The following is a 13,524-nucleotide window of genomic DNA, read 5'->3' on the forward strand; positions in this document are numbered from 1 at the left end:
TGTCGGGGAGACTTCCCCGACAGATTTTTTTATATACACCCACACAGAATAAAGCCTCAGCTCCCGGATGGCTGGCAGCAGAACCAATAAAACGAACAAGCAGCAACGTATATTAACACAAAGAGAAAAATATTCACCGCCAACCTACCGCTTCTTTGTGATTTTTGCTTATTTTTGGCAACTAGTATAACACATACAACAAAACACCACTTTTAATGAAGAGGAATATCTATATATTATTTACTATAGGTCTGTTTATCCGGATTCTCCCCTCACATTCAGTAAACCTGAATACCGAACGACTGTCCAATTTGAAACGCCTGATAGAAAACAACATTGCGTACGATTCCATCGCGCCGATAGACAGCGTTATCGCCTGGGGACAGCAACTGAGTCCTATACTGGAAAAGGAAAACAAGATGGAACTGTCTTTCAGCATCCGGCAACTGGTGGTTTACATCTACTCCCTGCGCGGAGACATCGGGAAAGCAATCGACGAAGCGCGGCAAATGTACGAAAAAGCAGAAACGATGAGATATGATTTAGGAATAGCCCTTTCGAGCGCAGCTATCGGAGATGCCTATTTCTGCTCCAATATGCCCGAAGAAGCCATCGATTCTTATAAGGAAGCCATCCGTTATCCCGCCTCGCCTTCAGAGAACAACCATTATAAAGAAATGACTATCCTGAAACTTATACAGGTGCTTATTCTGACTCAAAGGACAGAGGAAGCAGAGAAATACAGAAAGATACTTTCCGAATCAAAATCCATACAGACCCATCAGACACTGCAATTTCTGACACTTGCTACAGATGTTTCTTACTATATCCAGAAGAACGATCTGCGCAATGCGAACAACTGCCTGCTGCAAGCAGAGCAAATCTACCTTTCGGACAGGCAACCTTATTATCGCACCACCTACAATTATATGCAAGGACGATATAACGAAGCAACAGGGAACTACAATCTTGCATTACAGTATTACAATGAGATTCTGACCGGCATCCGGCAAAAGACGCGCTCCATCATCTACCTGCAAGTAGCTTATGCCAAAGCGAATTTACTGATAGAAATGGGCAGTAAAGTAGAAGCGGCGCATCTGTATGAAGAAATCAGTATCGTCACCGATTCGGTAGTCGCTCCCAGCTATGCACACCGCATCAACAGCCTTCGGGCATCTTATGAGGAAAACCGGATGAAAGTAGAGAATAAAGCCGAGTTCAACCGTATTTTCATGGGCGGCATTTTAATAGGAGTCATAGTGCTGGGCATCATGATTTACCTCGTGATACACATATTAAAACAAAACAAGAAGATAGCGGAATCCAAAATCCGCATGGAGCAATCACGACTCAACGCCGAGAATGCCATGCAGACCAAAAGTCTTTTCCTCTCCAACATGAGCCATGAGATACGGACTCCGCTGAGTGCCCTCTCCGGCTTCTCCAGTCTGCTGACCGAGCAGGCACTCGACGCCGAAACACGCCGCCAATGCGGCGACATCATCCAGCAAAACTCCGACTTGTTGCTAAAACTAATAAATGACGTAATCGACCTTTCCAATCTGGAGATCGGAAACATGAAGTTCAACTTCACCTATTGTGACGCTATCGCCATCTGCAATAACGTAATCGATACCGTCAACAAAGTAAAGCAGACACCAGCCGAGCTCCGTTTCAACACATCGCTGACTTCCCTAAAGTTATACACTGACGATTCACGCCTGCAACAGTTAGTGATCAACCTATTGATCAACGCCACGAAGTTCACCCCGCAGGGAAGTATCACGCTGGAAGTCCGTCAGGAATCGGAAGAATTTGCGCTCTTCTCCGTCACCGACACCGGTTGCGGAATCCCACTGGAAAAGCAAAGTTCCATTTTCAACCGCTTTGAAAAACTAAACGAAGGAGCACAGGGAACCGGACTCGGCCTCTCTATCTGCCAACTGATCATTGAACGGATCGGCGGCAGCATATGGATAGACCCTGCCTACACCACCGGATGCAGATTTTATTTCACCCATCCCATCAACCCCACAAAAGAAGGAAAGGAGGCACAGTCATGAAACGGTTATGGATATTCTTCATACTGATCGTACTGGCAGGAGGAACCGGCAAGGCTCTCTCCAGCAATAACGAAGCTACCAAAGACAGTCTGCTTCAGATACTGGACACTTTGCCGGCCGATTCTTCCCGGCTGGAGATGCTTTATTCACTCGCTTATCTGGACCCGATGTCACCCTCCTGTGTCTACTATCTGGGAAAATTATTGGAGGAAGCTACCACACAGGACAACAAGTATTATCAGTGTCTTGCTCTGTATGCCCATGTCGTTTATTACTTCAACCACCAAGACGAAGAAAACACAGTCATCTGGATGGACAAGCTCTCTCCGGTTGCTTTAAAAAACAACTCCTACAGCTTATACTTCGAAGGAAAAAGAGCAGAAATAACCATACATATCATAAAGCATAAAATAGAATATAGCATCACCCAAGCCGAAGAGATGTTTAAACTGGCACAAAAGTTAAACAATCCCCAAGGAATGTCATCGGCCAAACTATGCCTGATGACTGCTTATATGATGACCGCCCGCTTTAAAGAAGGCGAAGAGGCCGGATTCGAAGCCTACCGCCTTCTGCCACCCGCCGCCTCCCTTGAATCGCGCAAAAGCGTGCTCCAAGAAATAGCCTTATCTTGTTCCGCCACTAGAAACAAAAACTTCCTGAAGTACCTGCAGGAATACAAGAAAGTGCTGGACACACTATCAGAAGCAAAGCAGACACCCAAAGCATACAGCTACCTGTTATTGGAGTCTCTCTATGCCGACTATTATCTGAATGAAGGCACACTGGACGAAGCCCGCCCCCATCTGAAAAAGATGGATGAATACTTCTCTCCTACCACTTACATTCCTTGCCGGGGATTATATTATAATGTGTATTCCCATTATTACCGGATTACCAAAGAATACGAAAAGGCCCTGTCATACTCTCAAAATGCTATCGAACTCCTGTCCGAAGTATCGGACAACGAAGGGCTGAACTACAAAATAGAACATGCAAGCATTCTTACAGAGGCGGGACGGGCGGATGAAGCAATCCCGTTATTCCAAAGTTTGCTGGCGAAAAAAGACTCATTCTATCGGGCACTATCCATCTCGCAGACGAATGAAATCTATCAGATGCGCAACATGGACAACCTGCTTCTTGAAAAAGAACAGTACAAAGCAATGGTTCATTATGCCGGACTGACTCTGATAGCCATCGCACTGCTTATCCTGATTCCGTCTACCATACGTATCTATTATGTACGCAAGAAGTTGAGGAAAGAAGAAGAGGAAATCCGCAAGATGAGCCAGATTGCGGAAGAAGCGAACGAAGTAAAAAGCCGCTTCCTTGTTAACATGAGCTATAACATACGCATCCCGTTGAATAACGTCTTAGGGTTTTCTCAACTCATGACTACTGATCCGGAAAGCATGGATGCCGACCAATGGAAAGAATATTCGGAGATTATCCAGACCAACTCCGCCGAACTGATACAACTGGTGAACGACGTGCTCGACCTCTCCAGACTGGAGGCCGGAAGAACGAAATGGCAGATACAGGAGCACGAAATCATCTCCTTGTGCTCGGACGTTCTCGGTATGGTACGCATGAGATGCGGAGATAAGATACAGGCAGACTTTCATACGGAAATAGAAAGCCAGCCGTTTCAGGTAGACACCGCCCGATTCACACAATTGATTCTCAGTACACTGATCTACACAGACCCGTGTGAAGAGAAAAGGAAAGTGTCTCTCTATCTGGAACGTGACACGCAACGGGAACTATTTGTCTTTCGGGTAGTCAACAGTCCGTTAGCCGATCCGACCCTGCAAACACAAAAAGCAGAAGTACGCCATAGCATCAACCGTCTGACAATCGAATATTTCAAAGGTACATATACGATTGAACCGAATACTCCGGAAGGTCCCGTACTGACTTTCACATATCCTTATTCCAAAACAAATAATATCTAATCATATGACCAAGAATCTGATCACACGAAAAATACAATTCTTATTTCTCATCGGAGCTATCCTGCTAGCGCCCTCTATCGCACGTGCTTCCGCCGTTACGGCTTCCGTCGACAGTCTGCAGAATCTCTTGCAAAACGACACGGATGCCAGGCAACGGGCCATTATCTATATTCATCTGGCGGATATCCACGTAGACAGCCTCAACATTTCCTCCCAATATTGGGACAAAGCCCTCACCGAGGCCGCAAAAGCCAAAGACGAATATATGATGAAGCTCGCACTCGATAATCTGATACAACGATATGCTTCCAAAAACAAAGAGAAGGTAGAAAAGTATATAACCTTCGCCCGACAATATCTGCCGGAAGAACACAACACCCTTTTCCGGTATTACTTGTATTGTTACAACATCTGGGCGGAAATGCGAAAGAACAATTCGCTGGAAACAATCGAACAGGAACTGGACAAGCTGAAAAAGGAAAATCACGGACAAATGACACCTGAAGAACAAATTCAATGGGAATATCTGACCGGAGTATCACTCGATTATTCAGCGGTACTGACACATTCATACAATGAAGTTTCCAAAGCCATTCCTTACGTAGAGCGCGCACTGGAGATACTAGCCCCTTATCCTTTGCAAGACAGGGTACACTTCGAAATATTGTGCCACTACGAACTGGCAGACTTGTATACAACTGTTGAAAACAAGAAGGCAGTAGACGAAGTGAACAAAATGATCGAGCTACACAAGCAATGGAATCATCTGAATACGACTTTCGACCGGAGATTTCTGGACGAATCACATTACTACATGGCTAAATATTCGCAGATTATTTTCATGGCAGATCTTATTTCGAAAGAAGAGATAAAGGACTATTATCAGAAATATATCCAGATAGCAAATAAAAAGAAGGTTGTAAAAAGCACTTACGAGACGACAGCAAGATATTATCAGACAATAGGCGAATACAAAAAGGCAATAGCCTACATTGATTCCGCCACTCAAACAGACCATTTCCAACCAGTCAACCTCGTTCCCATACTCAATGCGAAAGCCGGTCTGTACTATAAACTGAATGATTATAAAAACGCATATCTGACTTTAAAAGAAAGCAATAAGAACCGGATGTCGGATAAATCACAAAAAAGAGAGCAACAAATGATCGAAATGCAAACCCGCTTCGACGTCAACAAACTGGAACTGGAAAAGAGCAAACTCGCCAACAAAAACAAACAAATCGCACTGACCGGTACTTTTATCTTATTACTGGCAGCAATCGGATGGAGCATCTATCAGCGAACGATGGTAAAACGGCTGAAGAAAATGCACTGCGCACTAATGACTGCGCACGAAGAAGTCAGAAAACAAAGCATGAAAGCCACCGAAAGCGAGAAGATGAAAACGGCTTTCCTCAACTCTATCTGTCATGAAATACGTACTCCGCTCAATTCAATCGCCGGATTCTCCGAACTGATCTTCGATGAATCTTTAGACACGGCCACCAGACAAGAATTCCGGCAGTTGATACAAAGCAATTCTACCGCGTTAGCTTCTTTGATGGACAATATGCTGGAGCTGTCTCAGCTTGTCAGCTCCGAACTGCCTCTTCCTGTGGAGTCTACCGACGTATACGGACTATGTGTTGAAGAAATGGCCAAACTTAAGGAAACTCTGTCCAAGCCGAACATCGAATGTATCATCACAGGCGATAAAGACGGAATGACGGCACAGACAAACGCCTTTTATCTCTCCCGTGTGATTGGCAATTTACTAAGTAACTCCGCCAAGTTCACAGAAAGCGGAACAATCACACTGACCTGCAGCATCGACAAAGAAAAAGGACAACTGGTGATCTCCGTCACCGATACGGGCATCGGCATCCCTGCCGACAAGCAGGAATGGGTGTTCGAACGTTTCACCAAAGTAGATGACTTCAAACCGGGAACCGGACTTGGCCTGTACATCTGCCGCATCATCATACAACGGCTCGGAGGGCAGATCAGAATAGATACCGGCTATACTTCCGGCTGCAAAATGGTGGTTACTCTTCCCGTTTAACCACCTGTCCAAATGCTTTTTCTGTTTACGGGTCCTTTCAGATTCGTCAACAATTCGTATCTTTGCCGCCCGAATACAACAAAGTCATCAAAATGAAAAAACGAATTTTACTGATTGCACTCTTATTTTGTTCCGTTTTAGCACAGGCACAGGATGTTTTTGTAACAGCGGATTTTGTCAGCAGCTACATTTGGAGAGGTATGGACAGCGGTAACGCCAGCGTACAACCGTCATTGGGCGTCAACTGGAAAGGACTGACTGCCTACGTCTGGGGGTCGACCGAATTTCGCCATAAGAATAATGAAATAGATTTGTCATTGGAATACGAATACAGGAATCTGACCTTATACGCCAACAACTACTTCACGCAAACGGAAGAAGAACCTTTCAAGTACTTCAATTACAGTTCACACTCCACCGGACATACTTTTGAAGTCGGTGCCGGATATATGATCAGTGAAAAGTTACCGCTTTCAGTCAGCTGGTACACCACATTTGCGGGGAATGATTACCGCGAAAACGGGAAACGTGCGTGGTCCAGTTACTGCGAACTCAGTTATCCGTTCAGTATAAAGAAGGTGGACCTTGCCCTTGAAGCAGGCTTTACCCCTTGGGACGGCATGTATTCCGATAAATTCAACGTTGTCAACATCGGACTTTCGGCCACCAAAGAACTAAAGATTACCTCTACTTTCTCTTTGCCGATCTTCGGAAAAGTGATCGCCAATCCTTATGAAGAGCAAGTATACTTTGTAGTCGGCCTTACCTTATAACCCAAGCATATATAGCTTTCAGTAGTTTCCACCGCTTGAAACTACAGTTTCATCACCTTGAAACCAGAGTTTCTGCAGCTTGAAACTTTAGTTTCTGCGGCTTGGAACCATTGGTTTCAAGGCTTTGGAACTATAGTTTCATCGCATGGAAACCAACTAGACTAAGGCATTCCTGAAATCGCCTGTATATAGAATAAAAACAAGAGCCGCCATCCCTTGTTACTTTACCTGCTTTTTATCCGTTGTCCCTCCTATCACGTTGTGACGGCAACATCTTCTGTCACGCTGCTGTCACCACTTGCTGTCACCAGATGAATCATTTATACTCAAACAGTTATCCTTCGAGCGGTGACGGTGACAGATGTTTTTATAAAAAACAATTCCTATGGTAGTGTCTCTTTTTCCCATTCCCATCCCCCTTCTCCCCCAAACCGCCATAGGACTATGGCTAACCTCATAAACTTGCCCTTATTTGCTCAAAAAACTTAATAATGTGCATTTTTTACTCGGTTTTCTTGTCAGAACCAAGTGTTTGAGTAAATTTGCACGCTGATAGTTAACCGGATAGTTTGGATAGCAAGATTATTACTACTTGACTACTGGCTGCTAATGTGTAGAAATACTAATACTAAAATTAATAGCATGAGTTTGAAAATTGTTGTATTGGCAAAACAAGTTCCCGACACACGTAACGTTGGGAAAGATGCCATGAAAGCCGACGGAACTATTAACCGTGCGGCACTCCCTGCCATCTTCAACCCCGAAGACCTGAATGCCCTTGAGCAAGCTCTTCGTCTGAAAGATGCTCACCCAGGCTCTACCGTAACCATTCTGACAATGGGACCGGGACGCGCTGCTGATATTATTCGTGAAGGACTTTTCCGTGGTGCCGATAATGGTTATTTGCTGACTGACCGCGCTTTTGCCGGTGCAGATACGCTGGCTACAAGCTACGCTCTGGCAACTGCTATCCGCAAAATCGGTGAGTGCGACATTATAATCGGCGGTCGTCAGGCTATCGACGGTGATACGGCACAGGTAGGTCCGCAGGTGGCAGAAAAACTTGGTTTGACGCAAATCACATACGCTGAAGAGATTCTGGAAGTAGGTGACGGCAAAATCAAAGTGAAACGTCACATCGACGGCGGCGTTGAAACAGTAGAAGGTCCGCTGCCCATCGTTATCACAGTCAACGGCTCGGCTGCTCCCTGCCGTCCGCGTAACGCCAAGCTGGTACAGAAGTACAAACACGCCAAAACCGTTACGGAAAAACAACAAGGTAACCTCGACTATACCGATCTGTATGACAAGCGCGATTACCTCAACCTGCCCGAATGGAGCGTAGCCGACGTTAACGGCGACCTCGCCCAATGCGGTCTGTCCGGTTCGCCGACGAAAGTAAAAGCCATCCAGAACATCGTGTTCCAGGCTAAAGAGAGCAAAACCATCAGCGGCAGCGACCGTGATGTGGAAGAACTGATTGTTGAACTGTTAGCTAACCATACCATCGGATAATCATGAATAACTTATTTGTATATTGCGAAATAGAAGAAGGCATCGTCGCAGACGTCAGCCTGGAACTTCTGACAAAAGGTCGTTCGTTGGCTAACGAACTCAACTGCCAACTCGAAGCAGTAGTTGCCGGCACCGGCCTCAAAGAAATTGAAAAGCAAATCCTTCCTTACGGAGTAGACAAACTCCACGTTTTCGATGCTGAAGGACTTTATCCTTATACTTCACTTCCTCACACTTCCATCCTCGTAAACCTCTTCAAAGAAGAACAGCCGCAAATCTGTCTGATGGGCGCTACCGTTATCGGTCGTGACCTCGGCCCACGTGTTTCTTCGGCTTTGACCAGCGGTTTGACTGCCGACTGTACATCCCTTGAAATCGGTGACCACGAAGATAAGAAAGAAGGAAAAGTTTATAAGAACCTGTTGTACCAAATCCGTCCGGCATTCGGCGGTAACATCGTTGCAACCATCGTCAACCCCGAACACCGCCCACAGATGGCAACCGTTCGCGAAGGCGTGATGAAGAAAGAAATCGTTTCTCCGGCTTATCAGGGAGAAGTGATCCGCCACGACGTGAAGAAGTACGTAGCCGACACAGACTATGTGGTCAAAGTAATCGAACGCCACGTAGAAAAAGCGAAGAACAACCTGAAAGGCTCTCCGATCATCATTGCCGGTGGTTATGGAGTAGGCTCGAAAGAAAACTTCGACCTGCTGTTCAGCCTGGCAAAGGAACTTCACGCCGAAGTAGGTGCAAGCCGTGCCGCTGTTGACGCAGGTTTTGCTGAACACGACCGCCAGATTGGTCAGACAGGTGTAACGGTTCGTCCGAAACTCTACATTGCTTGTGGTATCTCAGGACAAATCCAGCATATCGCCGGTATGCAGGAAAGTGGTATTATCATCTCTATCAACAACGATCCGGATGCTCCGATCAACACGATTGCAGACTATGTAATCAACGGAACCATCGAAGAAGTTGTGCCGAAGATGATTAAGTATTATAAACAGAATAGCAAGTAAAGAAAGATGGCTAATTTTTACACAGAAATACCGGAACTCAAGTATCACTTGAACAATCCGATGATGAAACGTATTTGCGAACTCAAAGAACGCAACTACAGAGATAAAGATGAATTCGACTACGCTCCTCTGGATTTTGAGGACGCACTGGACTCTTACGATAAAGTATTGGAGATCACCGGAGAAATAACAGGCGAAATTATCAATGCAAACGCTGAAGGCGTTGACGAAGAAGGTCCTCACTGTGCCAACGGACGGGTAGAATACGCTTCCGGCACTAAAGAAAATCTGGACGCGATGGTCAAAGCCGGTCTGAACGGAATGACAATGCCACGCCGTTTCGGCGGACTGAACTTCCCGATCACTCCATACACCATGTGTGCCGAGATCGTTGCTGCCGCCGATGCAGGTTTCGGAAATATCTGGTCTTTGCAGGACTGTATCGAAACACTGTATGAATTCGGTAATGCCGACCAGCACAGCCGTTTCATCCCCCGCGTATGTCAGGGTGAAACCATGTCTATGGACCTGACCGAACCGGATGCAGGTTCCGACCTCCAGGCAGTAATGCTGAAAGCTACTTACAGCGAAAAAGACGGTTGCTGGCTGCTGAACGGTGTGAAACGTTTCATCACCAACGGTGATGCAGATATCCATCTGGTACTTGCCCGTTCGGAAGAAGGAACGAGAGACGGTCGCGGTCTGTCCATGTTCATCTATGACAAGCGTCAGGGTGGTGTGGATGTACGCCGTATCGAACACAAGCTGGGTATCCACGGTTCGCCTACCTGCGAATTGGTTTACAAGAATGCCAAAGCCGAACTTTGCGGTGACCGCAAACTCGGTCTGATCAAATATGTGATGGCATTGATGAACGGTGCCCGTCTGGGTATCGCCGCACAATCTGTAGGATTGAGCCAGGCTGCTTACAATGAAGGACTGGCTTATGCCAAAGACCGCAAGCAGTTTGGAAAAGCAATCATCGACTTCCCTGCCGTGTATGACATGCTCGCCATTATGAAAGGTAAGCTGGATGCCGGCCGTGCGCTGCTTTATCAGACAGCCCGCTACGTAGACATCTACAAAGCACTGGACGACATCTCACGCGAACGCAAGCTGACTCCGGAAGAACGTCTGGAACAGAAGAAATATGCAAAGTTAGCCGACAGCTTCACTCCACTTGCCAAAGGTATGAACTCCGAATATGCCAACCAGAACGCTTACGACTGTATACAGATTCACGGAGGCTCGGGCTTCATGATGGAATATGCCTGCCAGCGCATCTACCGCGACGCACGTATCACAAGCATCTACGAAGGTACTACCCAGTTGCAGACTGTAGCCGCTATCCGCTACGTAACCAACGGTTCTTACCTTGCTACGATCCGCGAATTCGAAACAGTACCCTGTTCACCGGAAATGGAACCGCTGATGTCCCGTCTGAAAAAGATGGCCGACCAGTTCGAAGCCAGCACCAACGCCGTTAAAGAAGCACAGGATCAGGAACTGCTCGACTTCACAGCCCGCAGACTGATGGAAATGGCTGCCGATATCATCATGTGCCACCTGCTGATTCAGGATGCAAGCAAGGCTGCCGACCTGTTCTCCAAATCTGCACATGTATATCTGAACTTCGCTGAAGCGGAAGTAACGAAGCATACCAACTTTATCAAAAATATGGATAAAGAAGACCTTGCTTTCTACAAAAAGTAACCCTAAAAGTGCAACTTATGATAAAAGCATCCCTTCCAATGAAGCGGATGCTTTTTTTGTCCTCTTCTTTCCAAAAGGAACCTACTAAATCTCAAAGTATTAGTATTCTTGTTGTCCGCATAAATATCCCCCTCCCATTTGTCCTCTTTTTCATTATTATTCTGTACTTTTGTACAAAAAGAGAGTAATATCAATCTACGACTTAATAAAAGAGAGAAATATGGCGTTTAGACTCAGACCTTTACACGAGGATAAGCTACATTTTGCAGATTTATCAAATACACAAATTCTGATACTGGCACTTGAAGCGTCTCAGAAACTTGAATGGAATATCGAAGGAATCGCTCTTCGTGAAGTAATATTTTATGTTCCAATGGGTATCCATTCCCAAGGAGAAGAAGTGACTTTCACCATCGAAGAAGGAAACAGCGGTGAAATATCCGTCCGCAGTCAATGCGCCTCCGTACAACTGGTAGATTACGGCAAAAATCGCAAGAATATCCAAAAACTACAGGAAACGATGGAAGAGATTAAATCTGCTCTGACACCGGAGGAACTGGCACAAAAAGCCAACGAACTGGAAGAAGAACTCACCCGCCCGCTGACGGAAGAAGAACGGAGGCTTCAGGCAGAAAGCGAAAAAGAGTCGTCTTTCATCCATTTCTTTATCCCCCGGAAGGGATTCATCGCGACACCGGTTCTGATAGACATCAATATCCTTGTCTTCATACTGATGGCTGCTACCGGAGCGGGAATTTTGGAACCTTCCACACTGGCCTTGCTGAACTGGGGCGCCGACTTCGGTCCGCTCACCCTGACCGGTGACTGGTGGCGTGCCGTGACCTGCAACTTTGTGCATATCGGCGCTTTCCATCTGCTGATGAATATGTACGCCTTTATATATATAGGTATCTGGCTGGAACATCTGATAGGTACGCGTCGTATGTTCGTCTCTTATCTGCTGACGGGACTCTGTTCGGCTGTCTTCAGCCTCTATATGCATGCGGAAACGATCAGTGCCGGAGCTTCCGGATCGATCTTCGGACTCTACGGTATCTTTCTGGCTTTCCTGCTGTTCCACCGCATCGAGAGGTCGCAGCGGAAGGCTTTGCTGACCAGCATTCTTATCTTCGTAGGCTACAATCTCATCTACGGCATACGAGCCGGAGTAGACAATGCCGCACACATCGGCGGTCTACTCAGCGGATTCCTTTTGGGATTCATCTATGTATTCGGCGAACGGATGAAGAAGCCCGAAGCCGGAAGAACGGTTTCCATCATCGGAGAACTGATCATCTTCAGTGTCTTCCTGTTCAGTTTCCTTTCACTCTGCCGCAATGTTCCCTCGACGTATCAGGAAATACGTAACGAATGGAAAAGCGGACTTGTAGAAGCCTATTATAAGGAACAGGAAGAAGAACAGAAAAAAAGCGCCAGCCGCCCGGTGACCGGCAGTCCCCGGAAATCTTCCACTTCCGAACAGTTCCCGTATACTCCCATGTCGGATGAGGATACGTGGCTTTCATGCTATGACGCTGTATCAAAATTCAGTTGCCAGTATCCTACCAACTGGTACAAGATAACCGGCACGAAAGCGCCGACTCCCGATTCGGAGCCTCCCCTGCTGAAACTCGTCAATGGCGGCAGTCAGCTGACAGTGACCAGTAACAGCTATGATACGCAGGATGAGTTCGAGCGTATGAAGAAGCTGCTCCTCACCCTCCCCCGAAATGAGCAAGGAAAGCCCTCGGAGGATTACAAGCAGAGCAAAGTCAACATCAACGGTCTGCCTATGACGAAGACGACCAATCCTTTGCGGATCGGGCACCCCGACGAAGAAGGAGAAGAAATGCAACAAACCGTATTATTGTACTTTCAGGAGAATAAGAGAAGAGTCTTTGCCATCGTCATGCTGGTTGCGGACGAAAAGGCTCAGGCTGATCTGGACGCAATCACGTCCAGTATTCAAATCGAAAAATAAAAGTAAGTATGAAAGCATATATCCAAGTCAAGCAAGTAGGAAAAAGGAAATGCAGCATCGAAAAGATGCCGGTCGATTTCCCTACTCCTCCTGCCAGTGTGCAGGAACTGATTGAAGCGGTCGTCTGCTGGCAAGTAAAGGAGTACAACGAACGGCTGCAACAAAGTGAAATGCTGAAATACCTCACCAGTGAAGAGATGGAGGACAAGGCTGCCGCCGGCAAAGTAGGCTTCGAAGCAAACTATAACGGCAGACCGGCTGCGGAAACCGAAGCTATCATCAACGCTTTACAATCATATGAAGACGGAATCTTCCGCATCTTTCTGGACGATGCGGAACTTGGAGAATTATCCTCCTCCGTCCAACTGAAAGAAGAATCTACACTTACCTTTATCCGGCTGACAATGCTGTCAGGAAGACTTTGGTAACTGCAA

Annotated in this window: 9 protein-coding genes; all 9 read left to right on the plus strand. The window is 46.4% G+C overall.

Annotation, left to right across the window (positions count from 1 at the left end):
- The first annotated feature begins 215 nt into the window (after positions 1-215).
- The 9 genes from ACHLI0_RS07270 to ACHLI0_RS07310 all read left to right on the plus strand — a co-directional run bounded on the left by ACHLI0_RS07270 (position 216) and on the right by ACHLI0_RS07310 (position 13,518).
- On the plus strand, positions 216-2,066 hold the full coding sequence (locus ACHLI0_RS07270) for a tetratricopeptide repeat-containing sensor histidine kinase (RefSeq protein WP_413555269.1): 1,851 nt from the start codon (positions 216-218) through the stop codon (positions 2,064-2,066).
- Positions 2,063-4,024, plus strand: coding sequence for a tetratricopeptide repeat-containing sensor histidine kinase (locus ACHLI0_RS07275; protein WP_490748770.1), 1,962 nt, complete (start codon positions 2,063-2,065; stop codon positions 4,022-4,024). Before ACHLI0_RS07270 ends, ACHLI0_RS07275 begins: the two co-directional genes overlap by 4 nt.
- A gap of 4 nt (positions 4,025-4,028) precedes the next feature.
- A complete protein-coding gene (locus ACHLI0_RS07280) occupies positions 4,029-6,086 on the plus strand; it encodes a sensor histidine kinase (RefSeq protein ID WP_195440426.1) in 2,058 nt (685 codons plus the stop codon).
- A gap of 92 nt (positions 6,087-6,178) precedes the next feature.
- The gene (locus tag ACHLI0_RS07285) at positions 6,179-6,859 is read left to right on the plus strand and encodes a hypothetical protein (RefSeq protein WP_490748772.1); all 681 of its coding nucleotides are present in this window, start codon (positions 6,179-6,181) and stop codon (positions 6,857-6,859) included.
- A 642-nt stretch (positions 6,860-7,501) separates the two neighbouring features.
- Positions 7,502-8,374, plus strand: a complete 873-nt coding sequence (locus ACHLI0_RS07290; protein ID WP_008763252.1) for an electron transfer flavoprotein subunit beta/FixA family protein — start codon at positions 7,502-7,504, stop codon at positions 8,372-8,374.
- A gap of 2 nt (positions 8,375-8,376) precedes the next feature.
- Positions 8,377-9,396, plus strand: a complete 1,020-nt coding sequence (locus ACHLI0_RS07295) for an electron transfer flavoprotein subunit alpha/FixB family protein (protein WP_008763251.1) — start codon at positions 8,377-8,379, stop codon at positions 9,394-9,396.
- A 6-nt stretch (positions 9,397-9,402) separates the two neighbouring features.
- Positions 9,403-11,109 (plus strand): acyl-CoA dehydrogenase family protein, encoded by a 1,707-nt coding sequence (locus tag ACHLI0_RS07300; protein ID WP_022470215.1) that lies wholly within the window; start codon positions 9,403-9,405, stop codon positions 11,107-11,109.
- Positions 11,110-11,329: 220 nt separating this feature from the next.
- Positions 11,330-13,090 (plus strand): rhomboid family intramembrane serine protease, encoded by a 1,761-nt coding sequence (locus ACHLI0_RS07305; protein WP_490748773.1) that lies wholly within the window; start codon positions 11,330-11,332, stop codon positions 13,088-13,090.
- Between the two features lie 8 nt (positions 13,091-13,098).
- Positions 13,099-13,518, plus strand: coding sequence for a hypothetical protein (locus tag ACHLI0_RS07310; protein WP_008763247.1), 420 nt, complete (start codon positions 13,099-13,101; stop codon positions 13,516-13,518).
- Positions 13,519-13,524 lie beyond the last annotated feature (6 nt).

Source organism: Bacteroides sp. RCH18, assembly GCF_058231005.1.

Coding starts and splice junctions, on each gene's coding strand:
- ACHLI0_RS07275 (WP_490748770.1), top strand. CDS start 2,063: ATGAAACGGTTATGGATATTCTTCATACTGATCGTACTGGCAGGAGGA.
- ACHLI0_RS07310 (WP_008763247.1), top strand. CDS start 13,099: ATGAAAGCATATATCCAAGTCAAGCAAGTAGGAAAAAGGAAATGCAGC.
- ACHLI0_RS07270 (WP_413555269.1), top strand. CDS start 216: ATGAAGAGGAATATCTATATATTATTTACTATAGGTCTGTTTATCCGG.
- ACHLI0_RS07305 (WP_490748773.1), top strand. CDS start 11,330: ATGGCGTTTAGACTCAGACCTTTACACGAGGATAAGCTACATTTTGCA.
- ACHLI0_RS07295 (WP_008763251.1), top strand. CDS start 8,377: ATGAATAACTTATTTGTATATTGCGAAATAGAAGAAGGCATCGTCGCA.
- ACHLI0_RS07280 (WP_195440426.1), top strand. CDS start 4,029: ATGACCAAGAATCTGATCACACGAAAAATACAATTCTTATTTCTCATC.
- ACHLI0_RS07285 (WP_490748772.1), top strand. CDS start 6,179: ATGAAAAAACGAATTTTACTGATTGCACTCTTATTTTGTTCCGTTTTA.
- ACHLI0_RS07290 (WP_008763252.1), top strand. CDS start 7,502: ATGAGTTTGAAAATTGTTGTATTGGCAAAACAAGTTCCCGACACACGT.
- ACHLI0_RS07300 (WP_022470215.1), top strand. CDS start 9,403: ATGGCTAATTTTTACACAGAAATACCGGAACTCAAGTATCACTTGAAC.